The following is a 25,127-nucleotide window of genomic DNA, read 5'->3' as shown; positions in this document are numbered from 1 at the left end:
ATGTTTTAATTTAACTCTACCTAGACTATATAAAATATAGGTAGAGCTTGTTAACCATCGTAATAAAATAACGACAAACCATTATTTATTATCTGTGTTGATCTAGCCTTTTATCTTTAAACTAGATCAGCACAGATGTTGTTAATTAAAAACGATTATAGCCCCAATACTTTCTTACCTTGTTTAAAGACTATATCAACAGGAATTTTAGCTTTTTCTAAGCGAGCTAAATCAGCCGCTAAGGTTTCACTAATAACCCCTTTACTAGTGACCAATTCATCAACCCCTTGATAATCACCGGTACCTTGTAAAGTTAAAATTAACTTAGACAAAGCATTAATCGCCTCACTCATTTTGTCTATATTTACACTATATAAACCTTGCTCGTTACGGCTAAAAGCGCCTTGTTCTTGGAAGTAATTAAAGCGTACCATATTAGCTTTACCATGTGCAGAGCTTGCACCAAAACGGACTGAGCGGAATATACCTGCTAAGAACGTTGTATAATACTCTTCCAGTTTTCCTTCGGTAATTACTTCTTTTTCAAGTAACTGGCGTATCATGTATAAGCCTAAAATATCGGCTTTGCCTTCTTCTAATGCACTAGCGTGCTCTTTTAACGATTGGCGCACAGTACCTTTACCGTTAATGGTGTTTTTAATCCCTAAGCCATGAGCAACTTCATGGAACATAGTGTTGGCAAAAAAGCCAGTAAAAGTCACATTTTCCCGTTGTGCTGGTACAATCAGAGTTTCGGCGATGGGCAGCATTATAGTGTCAAATTTAGCGCGCATCGCATTTTTAAGCTGTAAGCGACGAGTGCCTTTTTTGAGTTGCACCTCTTCATCGTTCGGTAAATTAATTGCTATGGTTTTACTGCCTGCATTAGAGTGGCCAGCATAGTAAATTACGTCATAGGCATTTAAGTCTGCATCAGAGCCAGGAACTTCAGCTTTGTATTTTCTGGCAACAGGTAAGTCTTTTTGTAGCTCAGGTAAATATTGTGCATATTTAGCGAGTTTTTCACTCCAAGCTAAATCTTTAATTAACACATACGACTCAAAGGCAGCACGGTAGCCATAAAGCTGATCTTCATAATTCTCTATTGGCCCAATCACCACGTCAATGGGGTTGTTCTTCATATCCATCCAGGCCAAATCTGAAGCCTGATATTCATCTGTTCGTAATGCTTGGGCTCGCATCGTTAAGTAGTTGGCAAATTCTTTATCTTCAGCAAAGGTTGCTGCTTTTTCTAAGATTGCAGCAGCACGATTGACTTCATCGCTGTAAACCTCAGAATAAGCAAGGGTTATTAATTGTCCTTCATCATCACGGTCAATCAGAGAATATAACCCCTCTTTTTTAGTTAATTTTGCTTGTTCAAACTCGGCTTTTGTCATGTCTTTAGGATAAAACTCAGCCCCTTGAGCTTTCGCTTTATTGTGTGTTAAAAAAACCTTATCACCGTCTAACCTATCCCAAGGGCCGTAATTAATCTCAGCGAAACGGCGGACTTTTTCATCCTTAATAGATGCAAGAAATGACTTTTTGTCTTGCGAAAAAGCTTGTTGCCAAAACAAATCATCCATAATTTTTGATGCATCAATAAGTAATGCTAGCATTTTGGTTTGATTGGCAGATAGGTGGCTTAAATCTGCCGACAGTGTTACTTCTTTGTAGATATCTAAACGGTCTTCAAACCCTGGAAGTAATTGCACAGCGGCTTGTTGATTTTGAATCGTAACTTGATTGTTTTGTGCAGGCTCGTTATTACAAGCGCTTAGCATGGTGATAGTTGCTATTATTATGGCTGAAACGTTAGTGCGTTTTGTGGTTAATTGTCTTCTTTTTAGTAAAGTCATTAGTGGTCTCAATGATTATTCGCCTTTATATTTGGCAATGAGACTAAAAAAAATTGCCTAAAAGTGCAATAGTGTAATGAAATTAAAGTGCGTCAGTGTGTAAACTTTTCAGGAATAAAGCAAATTTTAGGCATAAAAAAACCGACAAATGTCGGTTTTTTATGTCTACTTAATAAATAAAATTTCTTAAGTAATTGTTTCATAAAACAATGTGCATCAGCTTATAAAATAGAATTTTATAAAGCTTTAACTGCAGCATTTAAACGGCTCTTATTACGAGCTGCTTTGTTTTTATGGATAAGACCTTTAGTTGCATAACGATCTAGCACTGGTGTTGCAGCAGCTAGTTCTTTTGTTGCAACTTCTTTGTCACCAGCTTCAATAGCTGCGATTACTTTCTTAACTAAAGTACGCATTAATGAACGACGACTTGCATTGTTTTGACGGCGCTTTTCAGATTGTCCTGCGCGCTTCTTAGCTTGTTTTGAGTTAGCCAAGGTGACTCCTAAAGTATGTAGTATATAAGCTTAAATTTAAGGCGACAAAATATGCCAGTTTTGTGGCTGATTGTCAAATGTTTTAATTGCCTATCTAACAAAAAATTAATGATAATATTTAATGGAATAATCGATAACTATTACACATAAGTTTAGAGAGTTAGAAAAGAGCAATGACAGAATAGTGTGGCTTTGCTAGGTATTATTAAATAAAGGTGTGTTAAGAGTTTAAGCCTTATTAACGTAAACATTAACCACTTAAATATTAATAATAGTGTTGCAGTTACCCAGTGTTATGTTGTGAACAGTAATAAGTATACATTGTTTAAATAGGTAAAATCATCACATAATAGCAATTATTTTTGTTGTTTATGCTGTTACCTCGCCAATATAGTAAGCACGCGTGTACGCATTACTTAAACCAGTGGTGCTAGGCTGTCATTACTATGCATTATAAGGATTTTGTTTTTGAGTAAAAAGTTAATTAAATCAGGGGTTGTCGTTAGTTTTATGACCCTAGTTTCACGTGTGTTGGGTTTAGTACGTGATGTTGTTATTGCCAATTTGATGGGCGCTGGAGCAATGGCGGATGTATTCTTATTCGCTAATAAAATACCTAACTTTTTTAGGCGACTCTTTGCTGAAGGCGCTTTTGCCCAAGCTTTTGTGCCAGTGTTAAGTGAATATCATACACGAGATGAGCTTAATGCAGAGCAAGCTAAATCAGCCACTTCTCTTGATGAAACACGGCGTTTAATCGCCCAAGCCTCAGGGACTTTGGGGGTTATTATTACCTTGGTAACATTGTTTGGCATGTTGGCTTCCCCTTTATTTGTTATTTTGTTTGGTGGCGGTTGGTTTGTCGACTGGTTAAACAAGGGTACAGAAAGTATTGGCGGTGAAAAATTTGAATTAGCCGCCAACTTATTAAAAATTACCTTCCCGTATTTATGGTTTATCAGTTTTACCGCACTTGCTGGCGCGGTGTTAAACACGTTAGGAAAGTTTGCTGTGGCCGCCTTTACGCCAGTATTGCTCAATATTGTTATTATTTTAATGGCAATTTATGGTGCTCCATATACACAAAGCCCTGCACATGCGTTGGCTTGGGGGGTGTTTTTGGGGGGCTTAATGCAGTTTTTATTTCAAATACCTTTTTTGTATAAAGCGGGGGTGTTAGTAAAGCCCTGTTGGGCTTGGCAGAGCAAAGGAGTTACTAAAATTCGCATGTTAATTATCCCAGCTTTGTTTGGTGTCTCAGTTACACAAATTAATTTATTACTGGATACATTAATCGCAAGCTTTTTAATTACAGGTTCTATCAGTTGGCTTTACTATGCTGATAGGTTGCTGGAGTTTCCTTTAGGGCTATTCGGTATCGGTATTGCCACTGTGGTGTTACCTAGCTTATCGAAGCTACACAGCAAAAAGGATCCTAAGCAATTTAGGGCAACGCTCGACTGGGGAATAAAAGTGATTAGCTTGTTTGGTTGGCCAGCATTGGCAGGATTAATGGTATTAGCGCAACCCATAATTATGGTACTTTTTATGCGTGGTGAGTTTAGCCAAACCGATGTTTTACAAGTATCAATGGCATTGTTTGCTTACCTTTCAGGTTTATTAAGCTTTATGTTTATCAAGGTGCTGGCGCCTGGATATTACGCAAGACAAGATACTAAGACACCAGTAAAAATAGGCATAAAAGCAATGGTAGTGAATATGGCACTTAACTTAATGTTAGCACCACTCTTTGGCTTTGTTGGTTTAGCAATAGCGACAACCTTATCGGCAACCTTAAATGCTTGGCTGTTATACCGAGGCTTAAAAGAAGCTAAGGTTTATCATTTATCGAAAAAAACCAAGCTTTTTATTAGTAAGTTAATATTCGCGGCCGGTGTGATGGCGTTTGTGGTATATACATTGTCAGATAGCTTTAATGTTTGGCTAAGCATGAGCTTTTTTGAACAAGTTGCAAAACTGGTTCTTTGTATTAGCGTAGGAGGTTTGAGTTATTTTATGGTCATTTTTTTATTAGGTATTCGAGTTAATGACTTTAAAGTAATAAGTGAAAGGCAACATTAGGCAGTATTAAGCAGTGAAATAAAAAATAAAAGGGCCGGGCTACTGATTATTAATACGCTTTACTATATAATTTGGCGATTTATTTTTATCTATAGTCGGTATAACAATTTTTAGTATAATAGTTACCCACTCAGCCATCACTTATCCGTTGGTAGGTAATGAATTTAACTAGCGATGTTTACCTTGATTTATTCATCTTTTTAGTGAGAAGAACTGGTTTTTAATTCTTGGCGCATAAGGCAAAGTAAAGAACAATGCAGTTAGTTCGTGGTATACATAACATTCAACATAGTGATAATGGCTGTGTGTTAACCATAGGTAATTTCGATGGTGTGCATAAAGGACATCAGCGCGTTATCGCAGCCTTAGTAGCGAAAGCAAAAGCGCTTAACTGTGTTTCGGCTGTTCTATTGTTTGAGCCACAACCTCAAGAATTTTTTGCCCCAGAAAAAGCACCTGCTAGGCTTTGCCGACTAAGAGATAAATATGCTTTACTGGCTAAGTTAGGTGTGCAACGCCTGATTTGTGTTAATTTCAACCGCAAATTTGCGAACCAAAGTGCAGAGCAATTTGTTGAACACTTATTGGTTAAAAAGCTCGGGGTAAAACACTTGATTGTTGGTGACGATTTCCACTTTGGAAAGAATCGTACGGGTGATTTTACCATGTTGACTCGGGCGGGGGGGAAGTTTGGCTTTGAAGTCACAGATACTGCCAGCTGTAAAATGGAAAATTGTCGGGTAAGTAGTACTGCCATCAGGCAAGCCTTAGCGAAAGATAACTTAGCCGACGTTGAAAACATGCTTGGCAGGCCTTATTCAATTATAGGTAAGGTATTTCATGGCGACAAACGTGGCAGACAGTTAGGCTTTCCTACCGCGAATGTCCTGCTAAAAAGACGCAACTCGCCCTTAAACGGCGTTTTTGCTGTTAAGGTAAAAACAGCCACAGGTATATTTAATGGTGTGGCTAATATTGGTGCAAGACCAACAGTGAATGGGGTAAGGCAGCAATTAGAAGTGAACATTTTTAATTTTAGTGATGATATTTATGGACAATGTATTGAAGTCATCATGATAAAAAAACTTCGTCAAGTCATGAAGTTTGACAACTTAGCAGCGTTAACTGCGCAAATTAAGTTAGATAGTAAACAAGCAAAACATGTACTACAGAATAAATAAAGAAAGCGCAATGTAGGTTAGACAATATGCGTCTGACAGTTTAAAAATTAATAATCGGATAATGATTTAAATGAGTGATTACAAAAAAACCTTGAACTTGCCTGCAACGTCATTTGCAATGAAAGGCAATATGGCAAACCGTGAACCTAACATGCTCAAAGACTGGGCTGCTAAAGACTTGTACGGAAAAATTCGTACCGCTAAAAAAGGTAAAAAATCATTCATTTTGCATGATGGTCCCCCATACGCGAATGGTAATATCCACTTAGGCCATGCTGTTAATAAAATATTAAAAGATATTATTGTTAAAGCAAAAACGTTATCTGATTTTGACTCTCCTTACGTGCCTGGTTGGGACTGTCATGGTTTACCTATTGAATTAATGGTTGAGAAAAAAATAGGTAAGCCTGGCCATAAAGTGACAGCTGCTGAATTTCGTCAAAAATGTCGTGAGTATGCGGCTAAACAAGTTAACGGCCAACGTGAAGACTTTAAACGCCTAGGTATTTTTGCAGATTGGGAAAAGCCTTACCTCACGATGGACTTTGATACAGAAGCAAACATTATTCGAGCTTTAGGTAAAATAGCTGAAAATGGCCACTTGCAACAGGGCTTTAAGCCAGTACATTGGTGTACTGATTGTGGCTCTGCTTTGGCTGAAGCTGAAGTTGAATACAAAGACAAACACTCTCCTGCTATCGACGTTAAATTTAATGTTAAAGATGACAGTGTCGCCGACAAGTTCTCTCACCCAGAAGGGCATACGGGTACGGGACAAATTGGTATGGTTATTTGGACCACAACACCTTGGACACTACCAGCGAACCGCGCAGTAGCAGTACACGCTGATGTAGAGTATACCTTAGTGCAGTGCGAGACTTTACCTAACGGTGAAGAAGGACAGTTACGTTTAATTATTGCCTCTGATCTTGTCAGCTCATGTATGGACAGGTTTGGTATTGAAAAATATCATGCTCTTGGCTTTTGTAAAGGTTCAGCGTTAGATTTAGTGCCATTGCAGCATCCTTTTTATGATATTACAGTTCCTGTCGTTTTAGGAGAGCATGTCACCACTGACTCAGGTACGGGTTGTGTACATACCGCCCCAGGGCATGGTGTGGAAGATTTTGTTGTCGGTAAACAATACAACCTAGAAATCGCTAACCCTGTTGGTGCCAATGGTGTTTACCTTGAAGATACGCCACTATTTGCAGGGCAGCATGTGTTTAAAGCGAACGCCAGTGTTGTTGAAATACTGCAAGAAAAGGGCGCTTTAATGCATCACCATGCACTTGAGCATTCTTACCCACATTGCTGGCGTCATAAAACGCCGATAATTTTCCGTGCGACACCACAGTGGTTTATCGCAATGGATAAAAAAGGTTTACGTAGTGACTCATTAAAAGAAATAGAAAAAACGCAGTGGATCCCTGACTGGGGCCAAAGCCGCATTGAAAAAATGGTTGAAGGTCGTCCTGACTGGTGTATTTCACGCCAAAGAACCTGGGGTGTACCCATTGCACTATTTATTCATAAAGATACTGGCGCCTTGCATCCTCGTAGTATCGAGCTAATTGAAGTCGTAGCGAAACGTGTGGAAAAGGAGGGTATTCAAGCATGGTTTGATTTACAAGCCAATGAACTTATTGGTGATGATGCCAATGATTTTGTCAAAGTGCCAGACACTTTAGATGTTTGGTTTGACTCAGGTACTACGCATTTTTCTGTCATCCATGCAAGAGAAGAGTTTGATGGTATCGCTGATTTATACCTTGAGGGCTCTGACCAGCATCGCGGCTGGTTTATGTCGTCAATGATGTCATCTGTTGCCATGACTGGCAAGGCGCCATATAAGCAAGTGCTTACTCACGGTTTTACTGTGGATGTTAATGGCCATAAAATGTCGAAGTCATTAGGGAACGTCGTTACTCCCTCAGAAATTACTAATACCTTAGGTGCTGATATTTTACGTTTATGGACTGCGTCGGTTAACTATACGCAAGAAATGATTGTGTCAGATGAAATATTTAAACGCCAAGCAGATGCTTATCGTCGTATTCGCAATACCTCACGTTTCTTGCTGTCTAACCTAAATGGGTTTGAACCAGCCCAACATTCGGTTGCATTTGAAGATATGGTTGCGTTAGACCGCTGGGTTGTTGATAAAGCCGCGCGTTTACAAAATGAAATAATTACCGCTTACAATGACTATGAATTTCATGTGGTTGTGCACAAGCTAATGAATTTTTGTACCACAGAGTTAGGTGGCTTCTATTTAGATATTATTAAAGATAGACAATACACCGCAAAAGCTGATTCTAATGCGCGTCGCTCTTGTCAAACTGCAATGTACCTTATTGCAGAAGCTATGACGGCCTGGATGGCGCCAATTTTATCTTTTACCGCACAAGAAATTTGGCAAGCATTACCAGCGCCCGCAGCCGGTGAGCGTGACGAGTTTGTTTTCACTGGAGTATGGTTTGAAGGCTTAAAAACTATGCCTGAAGACACAGTGTTAGGGAATGACTACTGGAGCGAATTATTATTAGTTCGTGGTGAAGTGAACCGTGCATTAGAGCTTGCTCGCAAGGAAAAGATTGTCGGTAAAGGGCTAGAAGCACAAGTCACCTTATACACTACAACTGATCTTGCCCAAAAACTCACCCAGTTAGGAGAAGAGTTACGGTTTGTTTTAATAACCTCTGCGGCAGAAGTTGAAATAGTTTCAGATGCAGAACAACTGCCAAAAGGCGCTCAAGTTACTGACGTTGAAGGGTTATGGTTAAATGTTGTGCCAGCAACAGGGAAGAAGTGTGATCGCTGTTGGCATGTAACCACTGACGTTGGCTGTGATGATGCACATCCTGAACTGTGCGGCCGTTGTGTTAGCAATGTAGATGGTGCAGGAGAAGTAAGAGAATACGCATAAATAATGCACGCACTTTTGCAACAAAAATGTTGAAAGTACTTAGCTGAAGGTCTGCGCTGAGTGCTTTCTTCTTGTTCTGCGTATAAACAACTGAAGCCGGCCATTATTTTTTAGTTAAGCACAAGAGAATTTTTAAATTGAATAAATTTTTTACTACATTGAACAACACTGGCTTGCGTTGGTTATGGTTAACTTTGCTATTTTTAGTGCTAGATCAAGTTACTAAACAATGGGTGGTTAGTGCATTTAATCTTTATGAATCACTTAATATATTACCATTTTTTAGCCTAACTTATGTGCATAATCCTGGTGCTGCATTTAGCTTTTTAGCCGACCAAGGTGGTTGGCAACGTTGGTTTTTTACTGTGATTGCGGCCATTGCTAGCATTGTTTTTATTGTGTGGTTAGCGAAAACACCTCGAACACAAACCTTGCTAGGCATAGCTTTTGCTTTAATGCTAAGTGGTGCTCTGGGAAACCTCATTGACAGGGTCTTATTTGGTTATGTTATCGACTTTTTAGACTTTCATTGGGCTGGATATAACTTTCCTGCGTTTAATGTTGCCGACTCGATGATTTTTATTGGTGCAGCTTTAATGATTATCGACTCGTTCACTACTCAACCAGAAGACTCTCGATAAAATAGAATTTTTTGCCATAATATGGCTCACCAACATCAATAGAAGACAACTAATGACCACAGAACAAACAATTCAAAAAGACTCAAGTATTTTAGTGCATATTACTATGACATTAAGTGATGGCTCAGCCGCTGACAGTACAAAAGTGAATAATAAACCAGCTAAAATTATTATGGGTGACAAAAGTATTTCAGCCGCCTTTGAAGCGCAATTATTGGGCATGCCTGTCGGTAGCAGTAAAACCTTTACGCTTGATGCCGCTGACGCTTTTGGTGAGTCTAACCCAGATAATATTCACTATATGGATATTGATAAGTTTTCTGCCGAGGTACCAGCAAAAGTGGGCAGCATTATTACTTTTGCACAACCAGGTGGGGAATTACCTGGTATGATCAAAGAAGTCAACGGTAACTCAGTCACAATTGACTTTAATCACCCATTAGCCGGTCAAGCGGTTACGTTTGTTATTGACTTAATAGAAATATTATAAGCTTAAGTCACGGGCTTGTCGTAACGTGTTATGTATAATTAGAAGATGGTATTGAGATCCTTATGAAAATTATTTTAGCAAACCCTCGTGGTTTTTGTGCTGGCGTTGACCGTGCTATTAGTATTGTTGACCGGGCGTTAGACTTATTCGGCGCACCCATTTATGTGCGTCATGAAGTCGTACATAATAAATTTGTAGTTGATGGCCTGAAAAAAAGAGGGGCAATCTTTGTTGATGAAATTAATGAAGTGCCTGATGATAATACCGTGATATTTAGTGCTCATGGCGTTTCAAAAGCCGTTCGCCAAGAAGCTAAAGCGCGAGCTTTGAAAGTTTTCGATGCGACTTGCCCATTGGTCACTAAAGTACATATGGAAGTTGCTCGGGTTAGCAGAAAAAATATAGAATGTGTTCTCATTGGTCATCAAGGCCACCCTGAAGTTGAAGGCACTATGGGGCAGTATGACAGTGAAACCGCCGGTATTTATCTTGTTGAATCTGCTGAAGATGCCGCTAAGCTTGAAGTGCAAAATCCAGAAAAACTCTACTACTGTAGCCAAACCACCTTATCAGTTGATGACACTTCAGACGTTATTGACGCGCTAAAAGAAAAATTCCCTCACATTAAAGGCCCGCGCAAAGACGATATATGTTATGCCACACAAAATCGCCAAGATGCTGTTCGCGCCATTGCTGAACAAGTCGATTTATTATTAGTGGTAGGAGCAAAAAATAGCTCTAATTCAAATCGTTTAAGAGAGGTGTCTGAAAAAATGGGAACAACCTCTTACTTGATTGATACCGCCGATGATATTGAAATATCATGGCTTGACGAGGTGAACACTATTGGCGTTACAGCAGGGGCTTCTGCGCCAGATGTCTTAGTGAGACAAGTGATTGAGGCACTAAAAGGTTTTGGCGGTAAAGAGGTGCAAGAATATCCCGGGCGTAAAGAAAATATTGTATTTGCAGTCCCTGTAGAATTGCGTTAATCTTTAGTTGGTTGTAATTTAACCGTTGTTTTTTCTTTAATCCTATGTGGCTGTAATAAAACAACTTAATAATATGAGATTCATCACATAAACAGCAATAATATTCACAGAAAATATAGATAGATACTATATGTGTATATTGATAGCTTCAGTATTAGGGAAATCATTTAAATGAAAAGGATGTGGTTATATTATTCACACGAAAGTTTTTAGCATAGGTAATCCCCCCTTAGCCTTTAGTTACTTTAATACAGGCGCTACTATTGCTATGCGTAAAAATGGTGTAGTGTTAAATAGACCCACTTAAACAATTTTGCTAAAAGTAGTGATTTCATCCATCCCCCATTGAAAACTACTCTTTGCAATCGACTATTTTACGGTGGGCTTTTAAGTGTTTAACGATGTGCTATTTAATAGTGTAATCGACATAAAATAAAAAAATAACAAAATAAAAAAATGCTTATAAAGGGAGAAGCCAATGGCTAAGTATATAGGTGCTAAGCCTATTAGTAGTGATACTGTTAAACAACAAGGTATGACTTTTATCGAAGTGCTTGTTGCCTTAGTTATTATGGTGACAGGTATTTTAGGTGCCGTTGCTTTGCAAGTAACGGCTAAACAAAGTAGCTTTGATGCAATGCAACGCTCTCTCGCCTCCAGTTTAGCGCAAGATATTATCGAGCGTATGCGCGGTAATGACAGCAGCAGTTTAAATGCTTATGCAGCTGGTAACCCCTACGGCTCAGGAAAAGTTGCCGCAAGCCCCGTTTGTAATACACCAGCCACTATATGTACGCCCGCACAAATGGTGACCCATGATCTTTATGGTTGGGAGCAATCACTTATGGGCGCAAATGCTGTTAAAAATGATGGAGTTGGCAAAATTGGAGGTTTAATTGGTGGTATTGGTTGTATAACGGTTGCTGGGAACAATGTGACTGTCGCGATAACTTGGCAAGGTAAAGCGAAGTATAAAGATGCTGACCAAGTTGATAGCTGTGGCACTTCCGCAAATACTCGCCGTCAGGTAGTTGTTAATGCATTTATCATTTAAGTTAATTATTGGTACCGTTAACTACTAATACTGTTAATCAATTCTTATCGTTAGCTAAGATAAACAATTAAAAACCAGATAAAGTTGAGATTTTAGTCAATGAAAAATAATAAATGCCGCTTTAAAACAACTCAAATAACTAAGGTAAGTGTAAATACTCAGCACGGTTTTAGCTTGCTTGAAGTTTTTATTGCACTCATTATTGGTTTGGTCATTTTTGCAGGGGTATTGAGTGTGTTTGTTGGCATGCGAACCACAACCAGTGAAACATCAAATTACGGCGAACTACAAGAGAATGGCCGCTTTGCTATAAACGTATTGACTGATGACTTATTAAGGCAAGACTTTTGGGGTGATTACTCAGGTGTGATTGATTTTGCTAGTGTTAGCCCAGTGCCAGGTGCTCCAGTGGGAGAGTGCATTGGTGGAGGTGCAAACAATGGCACATTTCCTCAAGCAGTGGGGCACTTTAGAACGCTTTGGGGGCAAACAGTAACCAATGCATCTATCATGTCGGATTGCCGAACAGATGCTAAGCTAGAAAGTGACGTTTTACAAATTAAGCGAGTTGTTTCCTCACCTCTAGCTTTGTCGCCTGGCGATATAGCGCCCCCAGGTAACTATTATTTTATTAGTAATATGAACAATGGTGGTTTTTTTACGCCAGGTGTAGTGCCGGATATAAATAATGGCCGAGTGTGGGAGTATCAACATCATATTTACTATGTGAGAGATGAAGCACAAGGAGATAATACAGTGCCGGTACTAATGCAAGGGCGCTTGGCGGGGACTTTGTCTTTTTCTCCTATCATTGATGGGATTGAAATGATTCGTTTTGAATATGGTATTGATACTGATATTAATCCTTCAGATGCCGGTTACGGTGTTGTTGATGCTTATATACCAGCGGGTAATATGACTGAAAACTTGTGGGATAATTCGGCAAGTAGAATTATCGCCGTGAAAATATATGTGTTAGCCCGTAGTATTAGAGAAGATAAAAAATATACAAATACTAATACCTATAAATTAGCAGGCTTTGACTACGCAGTTAATGATAATTATCGCCGTTTACTTTTCACCTCAACCGTAACGCTTTATAACGCCAGTATAGACATGTGGAATTAACTCACTATGATGAATAACAAGATAAAAAATAGTAATTACACCTCGTTAAGTAGCACAATGGCTAGGCAAAAAGGGGTAGTTTTAGTGGTATCCTTGGTCTTTCTTGTTGCGTTAACTGCTGTTGCAGCGGCGCTAATGCAAAATACTACAACCGATATAAAAATGGCGGGCGCAAGTAATGAAAAAACGGTTGCCACTCAAGAAGCGCTCAGTGCGGTTGATGAAGTGATTAACAATCAAGTAAATATTCGTGCTGTAAATTTATTTACTCAAGGGTTGAATAATCTTGCTGGTTATAACAGTGCAGACTTATTACCTGCAACAACAAAAACAGGGGCTACCGCAAGTGCGAGTGTTATTGCTAATCCCTTATTTGAAGAGTATGTTTGTCCTCGAACGGTCGTTGCCTCTTCGGTTGGCATAATAGAGTGTAACTATTTACAGTTACGTATTACCAGGCCTTATGGTAGAGCTAACACGAGCACTGTCGTGATTGATGCGGATATAGCGCAGCAACTATTAACAGTGAATTAAACTACGGACGAAGTAATGAATAACAATAATATTTTTAATGCGCTATTGCTCAACGCTAATCTGTACTAGCTGAGCTGGCAGGAAAGTCGCCATAGCCGATTTATACATAGTAAGGATATAAAATGATAAAAATTATAATGGTTGTGTTTCTAGTTGCTTTGTCGAATAAAGCACTGAGTGACGATATTGATTTATATATCAAAAATACAGATGCGACTGTTCAACGTCCTGAAGTGCTTATTATTTTAGATAACTCCCCTTCGATGGTTTGGTATCCCGTCGGTAGTGATACTAGGTTAGGTAGTGGTAATGAGCATGTTAATAACCCTAATACACGCGCTTATGTCGCAAGAAAAATCATTATAGATTTAATTAATGACAACCCAGAAGTCAATTTTGGTTTACAGCTCTTTAATAGTAATCAGGACAGCAAAAAAAACCAAAAAGATGGTGGTCGTATTGTTTTTGGCTTAAAAGACCTAAGTGATTCTGATAATAAAGCTGATCTAATCGACATTCTTGATAATGATACTAACAACACAAACTATAATTATACCACTTTTGACGGTAATGGTACGCCTTTGTGTGAAACGCTTTATGAAACCTATCGTTACCTTTCAGGTGGCTACCTTCACTATGGTAATGATGACAAAAGTACGCCAGCTAGCATCATTAGTTCAGGAAGGTACACTAGCCCATTTAAGGGGATGCAGTGTAATAAAGAAATCACCATCATTTATATTACCGATGGTGATCCAACTTTAGATGATAAAGCAAACAGCTTGGTTAAAACATTAACAGGAACCAGCAATAGTGACGCAGACAGTAGCACTGGAAACTTCTTAGGTGTGTTAGGCAATTGGATGGCTACCCGAAACTGGCTCAAATTATCAGGCTATAATGATCACTTAAAAACAGGTACTGCGATTAGCGATACACCAGAGGATGAGTTGTTAGCTTCTGTAAAAATACATACCGTTGGCTTTACTAATGCGGTCAGTGCGACAAACTTGCTAGAAACTGCGGCGCGTGACGGTGTGGAAAAAGTTGAGAAGGAAGGGTTTTATGATACACCTGCAGGTGGCAAGTATTATGCAGCGAGTACAGCAGAAGCGCTAAAAGGAGCATTGCAAGCGGTAGTAAAACAAGTACTAGAAAGTAGCTCGTTAACCTCAGCTTCGGTGTCGGCCAATAGCTTTGATAGAACGCAAACAACAGACGCTGTGTATTACGGCATGTTTGAACCCAGTACCGCAGCACGGTGGCAAGGTAACTTAAAGAAATATAAAATTGCTAATGGCATACAAGTTGACGCCCTTGGTAATAGTGCGGTGAATTTAGCTGGCGAATTCGGTGAAAATACAAAAAGCTTTTGGTCATCAACTATTGATGGTAATGATGTCAGTGAAGGTGGTGTTGCTGCTATGTTGCGAACAACCAGTATCGCTTCTCGAAATTTCTTTACAGATATTGAAGGCGTAGGAAGCTTAACAGCCTTTAGCACACCAAGCGATATTATTAGCAACTACAGTAGTAATGCTGAAAAAGCGGCAGCGTTTGGTATTCCAGAGAGTGAAGTTAATGAAATAGCTGATCATATCAGCTGGGCTATGGGGGTTGATGTTGATGATAATGACGAAGACGGCAGCACAACTGACGTTAGAGCTGACGTATTTGGTGACCCGTTACATTCACAGCCGGTTATTATTAACTATGGTACAGGTAACCCTAGGATAGTGGTAGGCACTAATTCAGGGGTGTTGCATATGTTTGAGGACGTGAGCGATACCTCAGTTATAGAAAACTGGGCGTTCCTTCCTGAAGAGTTTTTTAAAAATATTAAACCGTTACGAGATAATGTCATCGCTGCCGACAATAAAATCTACGGGCTTGATGGTGAAATTACGCTCCATATTAATGATATTAATAATGATGGTATCGTCAATGGCAGTGATACAGTATGGTTGTTTTTTGGTTTACGTCGCGGTGGAAGTGGGTATTATGCACTGGATATCACAAGCCCTACTGCGCCAAGCTTAATGTGGCATAAAGACGAGAATAGCCCCGGATTTTCAGCTTTGGGACAAACATGGTCAAAGCCACAGGTGATAAGGTCGGTACTCAATACTACAGACTCAGATAAACTCTCCGTTGTTTTTGGCGGTGGTTATGATACCAGTAAAGACAGTTCATCTGCGGGGGGGAATACCGATAGCAGTGGTTCTTCAGTTTATATAGTAAATGCCAGAACCGGCGCAATAATATTAAACCAAGCAACAGGCGGGGGTAATAGTATTCCAGCAAGTGTCGCAACGTTAGATAGCGATAATGATGCTTTAGTTGACCGCTTATATGTTGGCGATACCGGTGGTGATGTTTGGCGGATAGATATGCCTAATGCTACTGTAGCAGATACATCTTTGGTCAGGTTTGCTAGTGTGGGAGGGGAGTCAAATGCAACTGATATACGCTTCTTTAATAAACCGTCTATTGTTAGAACCTATATCCTTGAAACAATCGATACTGGCACGGAAGAAGAGCCGAACATTATTAAACAACAAATCCCATACGATGCAATATTGTTAGGTAGTGGTGATAGAACATCTCCTACAGCAACGAATACTGATGATAAGCTCTTTATGTTTAAAGATAGGCACATTAAAACGCAGCAGTTAGAAAATGTGACACCATCAATAGCCGCTATTACGCTCGCCGATCTTGCTGATTATACAGACGACCCATTTAACGGCTATCCTTCATTAACAACAGCACAAGAGGCCTTACTAATTGATGTGAGTGAACAATCAGGCTGGTATATTGACTTACAACAACCTGGTGAGAAAACCTCTGCTGAAGCAATTGTTATCAACAATGAAGCTAGCTTTGTCACTTATACGCCTTCACCTAGTACCCAGTGCTCAGTGACACCTGGAGACTCTTGGTTATATACTATTGACTTAGCATTAGGCATTAAAAAATACAACTGGGGGAGTGAACAAAATAATAGAAATGGTGATGATAGAATAAAACATATGGGGAGTCAGTTTTTAGGAAAGCCGACCTTAATATCAACGCCTGTATTAGACCCAATTACCGGTATTACAGAGTTACAAGGAGATCTTATTGTTGGTAAAGAAATTATACCTGTTGGGTTTGTTTTAGGCACTATGCGAACCTCGTTAACCATTCAAGAGGATAGATAAGTGCTTGCAAACATGAGGAGAACCGTATGAAGAAAAAGCAGAAAGAATTTATGTTCAGTCACTTAGCATTAAATAAAAGTGTACGTGGCTTAACATTAATTGAGTTAATGATTACGGTGGCTATTATCGCTATTTTGGCAAGTATTGCTTACCCTGCATATACTGATTTTGTTGCGCGATCAAACCGTGCGGAAGCACAACGTGAATTAATGCGTTTAGCCAATGTTGAAGAGCAAGGTTATATTGATCACCGAACTTATACTGATGATATGACCGCGTTAAATATGCCGGCAGACCCGTACATCACCGAGTCAGGCAATTACAGTATAGATGCAGTAGTGACAAATTCAGGCCATAGTTTTGTATTAACGGCGACAGCGTTGGGTAGCCAATTAAAAAATGACCCAGACTGTACCACAATAACAATCAATGAAGTTGGCACCAAAGGCGGAGAATCTACCACCTGTTGGGAAAAATAAACACCAAAGTGAAAATAGTTAGTAAACTTTTGTCACGGCTAATTACTTCACTAACCACTTGTCTACTAGATAGCGCAGGCAATTTCATTACCTGCTCTATCTTCATCTTTACCATCGTTATCAGTATCAGCGCTGGTTTCACTCCTGCCAGAAATAGAAATATCGATGCCTCTAGCGCTACTTGCTTCACCTTTTGGACAGTATTTAAAAAGGCTAGCAGCAGTGGGGGTCAAAAGTTGGCCTGATGGCCTATACGTAATACTGGTATGGGCAAACTGGAGTTTGTCGCCTGACTTGATAGCGTCTTTGGTTTTCACTAACTCTTCAGTTGCAGGATTATATTTATGATTGTTAGTAGTATTGCTATTATTAGTAAATACACTAAGTTCTTTATGCCAACTATTAGCGGTACAAGTGTTACCTGAAAGGTGGCAGACTGTGGTGTTTCTTCCAGTATTTATTGCCATATTTCTGGCAGTCAGTAATAACCGTTGTAGCTCACTAATTTCATTGTCTACGCGCATTTTTACCAAGAAACTATTTAGGCTAGGTAAAGCAACAGCAGACAAAATCGCAACCACGGCTATCGCAACCACTAATTCAAGGAATGTAAACCCTTGCTGGCGACGAGCAGCGGAAAAGTAAGAAAAGGTAGTTCCTAAAATCTGGCTCATAATATATCCGTAAATTACTACAGTGCAAGAGTTATATCATTTTATTACCTGCCCCACAAGCGGCTGTTTATCCAGCAAATAACCCTATTACAGCTACTATCTCAGCCATTATGGAAACGGCTCCCGTGTTGAGTGTTGTAATATGGCTTTATTGTGTCGTCTCTGCTGTACGTAATGACAAGCTAATTGGGTAATGGTCTGAAGAATAAATATCAGTGTGTACTTGTGTGTTAACTACGGTCAAGCCGCGATAATATATATGGTCAAGGTGGTGAAATAAATGGCCGAGTCTTGGCTGGCGATTCATTTGTACCTCCTCTAATGAAAAAGACATGGCAAGGGCATGAAAATACTTCAACCTTTTCGCATTCCAGGTATTAAAGTCTCCAGCTAATAAAACAGGGCCCTCATGTTGCTCAAGTATTTGAATAAGTTGATTTAAATGCGCTCTGAATTTATCAAAAGAAACAAAGTTAATGAGATGAGAGTTTATCACCAGTAGTGACTGCCCCTCGATATCTAATGGATATAAGGTGGCCAATGACACTTTTTTTGTGTTTGATATTGGTTCACTGTGAGGGGAAACGAAAAAAGAATGCGCTTTTGCTGCGACAATCGATCCTGTTTTAACGCCGGTTTCAATATTTGTTTTAAGGTTTTTAAAACTGCGCGCCATAATCCATTGATGCTGTAATGATTGATTAAACGTATGGTCAAAAGGAGATTTAAAAATAGCCTCTTGTAACAGCACTAAGTCTTTACCATCAACCAGTGTTATAAAGTCTTTAAGCCAGTTTTTTTTTTGGCACTTAAAAACATTCCATAACAATATTTCAATGTTAGGCCCTATCACTTGTTTAGAGGCTGCTCCCATAAATTTAAGAGATTCAAGGGTACGGTAACGGCTTTTAAGCATAGTGAATTCTGCCTTACATGCAGTTGTGCGTTATAAATACGGTGAAAATAAACGAAAGAAGTTATTCCGTATTCTTTTATATAACGCTATATCATTCATCTCTTCCTTAAGAACAAGGCTAGCATTTTGTTTTTTCAAGGAGAAGTACTTTGTTAGCTTGGCATTAAGGTTGGTATCAAAGCATTCTAAATTAATTTCGAAGTTGAACTCTAAACTCCTCGCGTCCCAATTGGTAGAGCCAATAAACGACCAAATATCGTCAATGATCACAATTTTACTGTGATCAAAGGGGCGTTTATTCTTGTATATTTTTATGCCGTGTCTCATTATTCTCACAAAGTTAGCTTCCATTACCCAATCAATAAACAAAATGTTACTGCGGTGAGGAATAATAATTTCTACCGAGACACCGCGTAACGCAGCGGCGTGCAGCGAAGACATTAATGTTTGGTCTGGAATAAAGTAAGGTGTCATTATTTTCACACTTTTTTGTGCGCACACTAAGGCATTAATTAAGGTCCAGTGGATTCTATTGTGGTATTCATCAGGGCCATCCTGCAGTACGCGGGCGATAACTGTTTTATCACTTTCGTGTGTGCATGCCTTTACGTGCTGTTTTGCACGATAGTGAGGAAACTCGATTAATTCACGTGTAGCAAAAAACCAATCTTCAATAAATACCTGACTAATTTGGTCAATCACAGGGCCTGTTACTTTAAACTGAATATCATCAATAGGGTGCTTTGCTGAGTTAACCAGGTTATTTTGACTAATATTCATGCCGCCAATATAAGCAACCTCGCCATCAACGCAGAGTATTTTTCGGTGGTTTCTTAAGTTAATAAAGCGAATACTAGTCAGTGAAATGGCAGGTAAGAAGCGGGCAGTTTTTACCCCCAGCTTTTTTAAGACGCGGTCTGATTTATGCCAACTATAACCTACGCCAATACCATCTAGTAATACATTGACGACAACACCACGTTGTTGTGCTTGCGCTAAAGCGTTAACAAATTGCCGTCCGAGAGAGTCGTAGTCAAAAATATAACTAGATAATACAACATGATGTTTAGCACAGTTAATCGATTGGATCATGTCTGGGTAGGCGGTATCACCATTTATCAGAGGGGTAACAGCGTTACCTTTTAGGTAATTGATGGGGTGTAATGTATGACCGGCAATAATTGAAAAGTGCCAGTTCTTTGGTAATTGATGAAAATTAATCGTTTTTTCTTTAGCGCGAAAGTTCTTTTTAATTTTGTGAGGATGTTCTTTTTGTGCAGAACGTCTGATACGATTTATACCAAATAGCCAATAAAATAAACTACCTACCACAGGTGAAAGTATAACAAGACCAATCCAAGCAAGCGATGTACGTTCGTTCTCTTTAAATAACAGTACATGCACCGATATAAGAAACGATAAGCTAATATGAAAAACAACGATGATAGTTATCCAATGGATAGTGAACCATTGAACTAGTGCTTCAAATAATTGCATAAAACTCAACTTAATGTGTAAGTAAGCTGTTAAAGCAGCTAACAAATTAAAAATGGAATCTCACGTGCTGACAGAATATTATAACAACATTACCTTCTATCTAACGGATACCTTTAGCACGGCCTTTATCTTGTTAACTATTGCGTTAACAACAGTCGCCTCAATAACTTATTTTATCGTAATAAGCTATCTCATTACACAGTTAGATACACGATACTTTCTTCGTATAATAACAGGTGAAAGAAAAAGTGAGGCGGTTCAATTAAAGAAGCGACTAAAGCCAACGCTAACTGATAACAGTGTCGCCTTATTGATTCATTTAGTAAAAATAACGGTTGGCATAGGTTTGTTAGTCATTGGTATTATCATGTTGCTTTTACCAGGGCAGGGCTTGCTTACGATTATTATAGGTCTTAGTTTGATCCCCTTTCCAGGTAAAAATAAACTTGAACAGCGCTTGCTTGCACTAAAATCAGTGAGAACATCCCTAAACTGGATTAGAGCTAAGGCCAACAAAGCGCCTTTTGTTTTTGAAGATATTGAAAAAAGCGAGAATTCATGACAATATAATACTCATTATCCTATTTGTGTAATCAGCTTGTGGTTGCTAACCTTTCTAAAACAGCATTTTCTAATACGGCATTGGTGTTGCTAATCTGTTTGGCTTTTATTGGCCAAACGATGGCGTCTAACGCAATGTCTTATCATATGATAGCTATGAAAGGAGTGACAGAGCAAGCGATGCCTATGGTGGAGCACAGCCAGCATCATGCATTTAGTGATATCACTGTTAACTCAACAGTGTCAAACAGCGACATTCAGCACTCAACACAGGATTGTTGTGCAAAAACCTGTTATTGTTTTAGTGGTGGTTGTTCAAGTGTTGCTGCCTTTATCAAGAGCACAGCAGCAATTAACCCTCTTATTACCTTATCCGCTAAAATATTTTCCTATCCGAGCTTGGTGCTTAACCAACAAGCTACCTCTTTATACCGTCCTCCAATAGCAAGCTAAACACAGCATTAGTGTGTCCAAAATTTGGCTCAATTGTAGCTTTATATCACTATGTCTTTAGTTTTTTATCTCGTGTTAAGCAGTTTAACTTTTGAACCATATCAATAAGTAGACAATAAAGAGATCTTATACCCGTTTTATTACTTTTGTGATCTTGTTGTGCCTAGGAAAAACCTTTCAGGGCACAGGTTATTTGTTCCGACATAACCTAAGTAGCTACCTCAATGCAAGCAAGTTGCTTGCTTGAGCAATAGCAAACGTGTGTGATTGAGAGCAACCACGCCATGGCGTCGTTTAGCCAGCACAAGTGGTCAATAGTTTAGTGACATTGGTATTAAACTCGCTTAAATAAAATTATTTAATATCCCTACCGGAGGGGTTATGTTTTCAATTCAGTTTTTATTAAAATTTATTACATTTTTTACCATCGTACTTACACTTGGCAGTTGCTCTGGTGAGGATAAGTTAGTCAATGCGAGTCAAGCACAAGATCATGGTGCTGCAACTGTTGTGCTTGATGTTTATAAAAGCCCTACCTGCACTTGTTGCGACAAATGGATTGATCATGTGAACAGCCAGGGCTTTACCTCAAACGATCATACGTCGAAAAACTTTGCAGTGATCAAAGATAAAAAAGGTATTGCACCCCGATACCGTTCTTGTCATACGGCAACTTCAAAAGACGGCTATGCATTTGAAGGGCATGTGCCGGCAAAATATATTCAGCAATTTTTAGCAGAAAACCATAAAGACGATGTTATTGGTTTGTCGGTTCCTGCGATGCCAGTAGGCACGCCAGGAATGGAAGTGGGAGATAAATTTCATCCCTATAAAATATTACTTTTAAAAAAGAATGGTGCTTATCAAGTGTATGCACAGGTGAACACATATGAGGAACAATTCTAATGGCTACATTGTGTAAATATAGTCTGTCTAGCCTGGGTAATCACTTGATAAAGTTCTTTTATTTATTTTTATTAGTCAAGGCTTTAGTGTTTTCGGTTATAAGTAAAGCGAATGCTGAAAAACTATTCTATTCAGCTATTAAGCAGCAGTTAACTTTACAACAAGCAGTGAAGATAGCACAGAAAAATGATCCTTGGCTTACCGGGAATAAACATCAACAACAAGCACTAGAGTCGATGAGTGTTGCTGTTAACTCACTGCCTGACCCCAAAGTGACTATTGGTTTTGGCGGAGTACCTGTAAGCAGTTTTGATTTTTCTCAAGAAGGTATGACACAAGCAACGGTGGGTATTACGCAAGTAATGCCGCGTGGTGATACCTTATCAATCAAAAGTCAGCAGTTAAAAACGCAAAGCGAGGCATTTCCTTTTCAACGAAAAGATCGCCAGTCAAAAGTTGCCGTTACCGTAGGAAGTTTATGGTTAGATGCTTACCGAGTACAGGAAAGCATAGCATTAATAGCAAAAAATAGGGCGCTATTTGAGCAGCTCGTTGATGTGGCTGAGGCCAACTACTCATCAACATTAGGCAAAACACGCCAGCAAGATATTATTAGAGCGCAACTTGAGCTGACTCGATTAGAAGATAGGTTAAACCAGCTAGCGCAACAAGAAAATCGCTATCAAGGCATGTTAGCAAAGTGGTTAGTAAATTTATCAGCAATAGATAAAGTGGCGAGTAGTCAAACTACTGAGGTTGGCTCAAGTGTCGACTTCAATCGTTTAAACACGATAACGCTTAGTCATAAACTGCCGCAAATTGACTTACTTAACTCTGATTTGATTTATCGCTCTAACTGGCTTTCGCCAAGTAAGTTAGTACCGTACTTTGCTCAGCACCCTAGCGTTATTGCTATTGATAAAAAAGTAAAAGCAACGCAATCAGGTATTGCTTTAGCGGAGCAAAAATATAAGCCTGAATGGGGAATGAGTGCGAGTTATGGCTATCGCGCTGATGACCCCATGGGGAACAGCAGGGCTGATTTGTTGTCTATTGGGCTTACCTTCGACTTGCCACTTTTTACTGAAAATAAGCAAGACCAAGCGGTTAAGTCAGCTATTTCAACAAGTGAAGCGGTAAAGGTTGAAAAAATATTATTATTACGACAGTTACTGAGTACCTATGCAAGTGCTAAGGGGCGCTTGCTTAAATTAAACAAAAGTCAAACGCTCTATCAAACATTATTCTTACCACAAGTGCGTGGTCAAGCAGCAGCGTCTCTTGCGGCATATACCAATGATGATGGCGACTTTTCTGACGTGGTTCGTTCACGTATTGAAGTACTCAATACAGAAATAGATCAACTTACCTTAAATGTGCAAGAACAAAAAATACGGCTTGAGCTTAATTACTTATTTGTCGACAGCCCATACTTAGATAATAAACACACTGGTGAGGGCCAAGGTTTTGCGCTTTCTGGCACAGAAAAATGAGCATTAACGCGAATATGAATATTGATAAAAGTACGGTAGGAAAACAGATGAAATTGATAATAATAGGCATGTTGCTTGGCAGTCTTTTTACCTTTGTCGCATATAATCTTAGTATACCGGCGGGTGATAAAAATACCTTAAACTCTAGCAAAAAAGCACAAGAGCCGCTTTATTGGGTAGCGCCAATGGATGCAAATTACCAAAGAGACAAACCGGGTAAATCACCAATGGGGATGGATTTAGTCCCTGTATACGATGACGCAAAACAGGGGCCAGATGCCGGTGAGGGTACGATCAGAATATCGGCAGATGTTGTCAATAACTTAGGCGTTAGAACTGCCACGGCCAAGGTTAAATCATTAAATAACAGCATTAACACCGTTGGTTTGATCACTTACAACCAAGACCAATTTATTCATATTCATTCACGTGTACAAGGATGGGTAGAAAAACTCCATGTAAAGTCTGTCGGTCAACCGGTTAAAAAAGGGCAAGCATTGTACGATATCTATTCCCCAGAATTAGTGAACGCACAAGAAGAGTTATTACTGGCAATAGAAAGAAAAAACAACCGGTTAATTAGCGCAGCTAAAAGGAGGTTAACCGCATTACAGTTACCAGACTATGCAATTGAAAAACTAAAACAAACCAAGCAAGTTGAGCAAACGATTACTTTTTATGCACCGCAAAGTGGTGTTGTTGAAACACTCAGTATCCGCGAAGGCTTTTATGTTAAACCCGATTTAACCTTGCTATCTATTGCTGATTTATCTCAAGTGTGGGTTGAAGCAGAAATTTTTGAAAGACAAGCAGGCTATATAAAAACGGGGGCCTTTGCAACCATGACACTGGATTATTTACCGGGTAAAACATGGCAGGGTAAGGTTGACTTTATTTACCCAACACTTGATGCCAACACGCGAACACTAAAAGCCCGTTTGCGTTTTACTAATAAGCATGGCGAATTGAAACCCAACATGTTTGCCCAAATTACTATTAACAGCGGCGAAGAACAACAAGCGTTACTCATTCCAAAAGAAGCACTGATCAGAACTGGCCAACAAAACAGAGTAGTGCTTGCTCTAGGTGAAGGAAGCTTTAAATCGGTAGCGGTAGCTGTTGGTCGCTATGACAGTGATAATGTGGAAATACTTTCAGGGCTTAGTGAGGGGGAACAAGTGGTAAGCTCGGCACAGTTTTTACTTGATTCAGAGTCGAGCAAATCATCAGACTTCAAACGCATGCATCATGAGCTTGTGCAACAGAGCAGCGTGCAAAATAATTCAGCTACGAATGTATCATCTGCTACCGTTAACGGCACGGTCGTATCTGTAATGCTTGACCATAACATGGTAACTATAGACCGTGAAGCTATTGAAAAATGGGGGCGTGCTGCAGACAGAGTTGACTTTATTGTGGATGATAACGTTGATATGAGTATATTTTCAAGACACGCTTATGTGATGTTTACCTTTGAAATTAGGCAGGGGAACTTCATTATTGTCAGCGCCATGCCTATGCCTTCAACTGACGAAAATGGCGCAGGAGAATAACT

21 protein-coding genes are annotated in these 25,127 nt (G+C 39.3%); 16 read left to right on the top strand and 5 right to left on the bottom strand.

Annotation, left to right across the window (positions count from 1 at the left end):
• Positions 1-155 precede the first annotated feature (155 nt).
• A complete protein-coding gene (locus AC0UA9_RS02460; RefSeq protein ID WP_475656542.1) occupies positions 156-1,862 on the bottom strand; it encodes a dipeptidyl-peptidase 3 family protein in 1,707 nt (568 codons plus the stop codon).
• Positions 1,863-2,098: 236 nt separating this feature from the next.
• Positions 2,099-2,359, bottom strand: a complete 261-nt coding sequence (gene rpsT, locus AC0UA9_RS02455) for a 30S ribosomal protein S20 (protein ID WP_475656538.1) — start codon at positions 2,357-2,359, stop codon at positions 2,099-2,101.
• 468 nt (positions 2,360-2,827) lie between these two features.
• Here rpsT and murJ point away from each other — a divergent pair, with 468 nt between their 5' ends.
• From murJ to AC0UA9_RS02400, 11 genes are all read left to right on the top strand, one after another.
• Positions 2,828-4,441, top strand: a complete 1,614-nt coding sequence (murJ, locus tag AC0UA9_RS02450) for a murein biosynthesis integral membrane protein MurJ (RefSeq protein WP_475656535.1) — start codon at positions 2,828-2,830, stop codon at positions 4,439-4,441.
• 254 nt (positions 4,442-4,695) lie between these two features.
• Positions 4,696-5,622, top strand: coding sequence for a bifunctional riboflavin kinase/FAD synthetase (gene ribF, locus AC0UA9_RS02445; protein WP_475656531.1), 927 nt, complete (start codon positions 4,696-4,698; stop codon positions 5,620-5,622).
• 70 nt (positions 5,623-5,692) lie between these two features.
• On the top strand, positions 5,693-8,551 hold the full coding sequence (gene ileS / locus AC0UA9_RS02440; protein ID WP_475656528.1) for an isoleucine--tRNA ligase: 2,859 nt from the start codon (positions 5,693-5,695) through the stop codon (positions 8,549-8,551).
• A 137-nt stretch (positions 8,552-8,688) separates the two neighbouring features.
• Positions 8,689-9,192, top strand: coding sequence for a signal peptidase II (gene lspA / locus AC0UA9_RS02435; RefSeq protein ID WP_475656526.1), 504 nt, complete (start codon positions 8,689-8,691; stop codon positions 9,190-9,192).
• Positions 9,193-9,244: 52 nt separating this feature from the next.
• The gene (fkpB, locus tag AC0UA9_RS02430; RefSeq protein WP_475656522.1) at positions 9,245-9,682 is read left to right on the top strand and encodes an FKBP-type peptidyl-prolyl cis-trans isomerase; all 438 of its coding nucleotides are present in this window, start codon (positions 9,245-9,247) and stop codon (positions 9,680-9,682) included.
• A gap of 62 nt (positions 9,683-9,744) precedes the next feature.
• Positions 9,745-10,674, top strand: coding sequence for a 4-hydroxy-3-methylbut-2-enyl diphosphate reductase (gene ispH, locus AC0UA9_RS02425; RefSeq protein ID WP_475656520.1), 930 nt, complete (start codon positions 9,745-9,747; stop codon positions 10,672-10,674).
• Positions 10,675-11,152: 478 nt separating this feature from the next.
• Positions 11,153-11,728: a type IV pilus modification protein PilV gene (pilV, locus tag AC0UA9_RS02420; RefSeq protein WP_475656517.1), complete on the top strand. Its 576-nt coding sequence runs from the start codon at positions 11,153-11,155 to the stop codon at positions 11,726-11,728.
• 99 nt (positions 11,729-11,827) lie between these two features.
• Positions 11,828-12,856, top strand: a complete 1,029-nt coding sequence (locus AC0UA9_RS02415; protein WP_475656515.1) for a PilW family protein — start codon at positions 11,828-11,830, stop codon at positions 12,854-12,856.
• Between the two features lie 57 nt (positions 12,857-12,913).
• Positions 12,914-13,390 (top strand): hypothetical protein, encoded by a 477-nt coding sequence (locus tag AC0UA9_RS02410; RefSeq protein ID WP_475656511.1) that lies wholly within the window; start codon positions 12,914-12,916, stop codon positions 13,388-13,390.
• A 122-nt stretch (positions 13,391-13,512) separates the two neighbouring features.
• Complete coding sequence (locus AC0UA9_RS02405) at positions 13,513-16,593, top strand: pilus assembly protein (RefSeq protein WP_475656509.1); 3,081 nt, start codon at positions 13,513-13,515, stop codon at positions 16,591-16,593.
• A 26-nt stretch (positions 16,594-16,619) separates the two neighbouring features.
• A complete protein-coding gene (locus tag AC0UA9_RS02400; RefSeq protein WP_475656505.1) occupies positions 16,620-17,072 on the top strand; it encodes a type IV pilin protein in 453 nt (150 codons plus the stop codon).
• A 65-nt stretch (positions 17,073-17,137) separates the two neighbouring features.
• On the opposite strand, the gene AC0UA9_RS02395 is transcribed toward AC0UA9_RS02400, so the two are convergent.
• The 3 genes from AC0UA9_RS02395 to cls all read right to left on the bottom strand — a co-directional run bounded on the left by AC0UA9_RS02395 (position 17,138) and on the right by cls (position 20,159).
• Entirely contained in the window at positions 17,138-17,746 is a 609-nt protein-coding gene (locus AC0UA9_RS02395) for a GspH/FimT family pseudopilin (RefSeq protein ID WP_475656502.1), read from the bottom strand.
• A 148-nt stretch (positions 17,747-17,894) separates the two neighbouring features.
• A complete protein-coding gene (locus tag AC0UA9_RS02390) occupies positions 17,895-18,662 on the bottom strand; it encodes an endonuclease/exonuclease/phosphatase family protein (protein ID WP_475656500.1) in 768 nt (255 codons plus the stop codon).
• A gap of 30 nt (positions 18,663-18,692) precedes the next feature.
• A complete protein-coding gene (cls, locus tag AC0UA9_RS02385) occupies positions 18,693-20,159 on the bottom strand; it encodes a cardiolipin synthase (RefSeq protein ID WP_475656498.1) in 1,467 nt (488 codons plus the stop codon).
• 64 nt (positions 20,160-20,223) lie between these two features.
• On the opposite strand from cls, the gene AC0UA9_RS02380 reads away from it, so the two are divergent.
• The 5 genes from AC0UA9_RS02380 to AC0UA9_RS02360 all read left to right on the top strand — a co-directional run bounded on the left by AC0UA9_RS02380 (position 20,224) and on the right by AC0UA9_RS02360 (position 25,125).
• Complete coding sequence (locus AC0UA9_RS02380; protein WP_475656495.1) at positions 20,224-20,721, top strand: hypothetical protein; 498 nt, start codon at positions 20,224-20,226, stop codon at positions 20,719-20,721.
• Between the two features lie 119 nt (positions 20,722-20,840).
• Positions 20,841-21,173 carry a hypothetical protein gene (locus AC0UA9_RS02375; protein WP_475656493.1) on the top strand — a complete coding sequence of 111 codons (333 nt, stop codon included), beginning with the start codon at positions 20,841-20,843 and terminating at the stop codon, positions 21,171-21,173.
• Between the two features lie 381 nt (positions 21,174-21,554).
• Positions 21,555-22,079: a DUF411 domain-containing protein gene (locus AC0UA9_RS02370; RefSeq protein WP_475656491.1), complete on the top strand. Its 525-nt coding sequence runs from the start codon at positions 21,555-21,557 to the stop codon at positions 22,077-22,079.
• A gap of 44 nt (positions 22,080-22,123) precedes the next feature.
• Complete coding sequence (locus tag AC0UA9_RS02365; protein WP_475656489.1) at positions 22,124-23,572, top strand: TolC family protein; 1,449 nt, start codon at positions 22,124-22,126, stop codon at positions 23,570-23,572.
• A 47-nt stretch (positions 23,573-23,619) separates the two neighbouring features.
• Positions 23,620-25,125, top strand: coding sequence for an efflux RND transporter periplasmic adaptor subunit (locus tag AC0UA9_RS02360; protein WP_475656487.1), 1,506 nt, complete (start codon positions 23,620-23,622; stop codon positions 25,123-25,125).
• The last annotated feature ends 2 nt before the right edge of the window (positions 25,126-25,127 follow it).

It is taken from the genome of Colwellia sp. F1, assembly GCF_056238625.1.
This window is presented reverse-complemented; position numbering and strand designations above follow the sequence as displayed.

Excerpts from the sequence above, each read along its gene's own strand:
- AC0UA9_RS02415 (WP_475656515.1), top strand. The coding sequence starts at position 11,828 with ATGAAAAATAATAAATGCCGCTTTAAAACAACTCAAATAACTAAGGTA.
- AC0UA9_RS02390 (WP_475656500.1), bottom strand. The coding sequence starts at position 18,662 with ATGCTTAAAAGCCGTTACCGTACCCTTGAATCTCTTAAATTTATGGGA.
- AC0UA9_RS02370 (WP_475656491.1), top strand. The coding sequence starts at position 21,555 with ATGTTTTCAATTCAGTTTTTATTAAAATTTATTACATTTTTTACCATC.
- AC0UA9_RS02360 (WP_475656487.1), top strand. The coding sequence starts at position 23,620 with ATGAAATTGATAATAATAGGCATGTTGCTTGGCAGTCTTTTTACCTTT.
- pilV (WP_475656517.1), top strand. The coding sequence starts at position 11,153 with ATGGCTAAGTATATAGGTGCTAAGCCTATTAGTAGTGATACTGTTAAA.
- AC0UA9_RS02460 (WP_475656542.1), bottom strand. The coding sequence starts at position 1,862 with ATGACTTTACTAAAAAGAAGACAATTAACCACAAAACGCACTAACGTT.
- ileS (WP_475656528.1), top strand. The coding sequence starts at position 5,693 with ATGAGTGATTACAAAAAAACCTTGAACTTGCCTGCAACGTCATTTGCA.
- fkpB (WP_475656522.1), top strand. The coding sequence starts at position 9,245 with ATGACCACAGAACAAACAATTCAAAAAGACTCAAGTATTTTAGTGCAT.
- AC0UA9_RS02410 (WP_475656511.1), top strand. The coding sequence starts at position 12,914 with ATGGCTAGGCAAAAAGGGGTAGTTTTAGTGGTATCCTTGGTCTTTCTT.
- AC0UA9_RS02375 (WP_475656493.1), top strand. The coding sequence starts at position 20,841 with ATGGCGTCTAACGCAATGTCTTATCATATGATAGCTATGAAAGGAGTG.
- AC0UA9_RS02395 (WP_475656502.1), bottom strand. The coding sequence starts at position 17,746 with ATGAGCCAGATTTTAGGAACTACCTTTTCTTACTTTTCCGCTGCTCGT.
- ribF (WP_475656531.1), top strand. The coding sequence starts at position 4,696 with ATGCAGTTAGTTCGTGGTATACATAACATTCAACATAGTGATAATGGC.
- cls (WP_475656498.1), bottom strand. The coding sequence starts at position 20,159 with ATGCAATTATTTGAAGCACTAGTTCAATGGTTCACTATCCATTGGATA.
- AC0UA9_RS02400 (WP_475656505.1), top strand. The coding sequence starts at position 16,620 with ATGAAGAAAAAGCAGAAAGAATTTATGTTCAGTCACTTAGCATTAAAT.
- AC0UA9_RS02405 (WP_475656509.1), top strand. The coding sequence starts at position 13,513 with ATGATAAAAATTATAATGGTTGTGTTTCTAGTTGCTTTGTCGAATAAA.
- ispH (WP_475656520.1), top strand. The coding sequence starts at position 9,745 with ATGAAAATTATTTTAGCAAACCCTCGTGGTTTTTGTGCTGGCGTTGAC.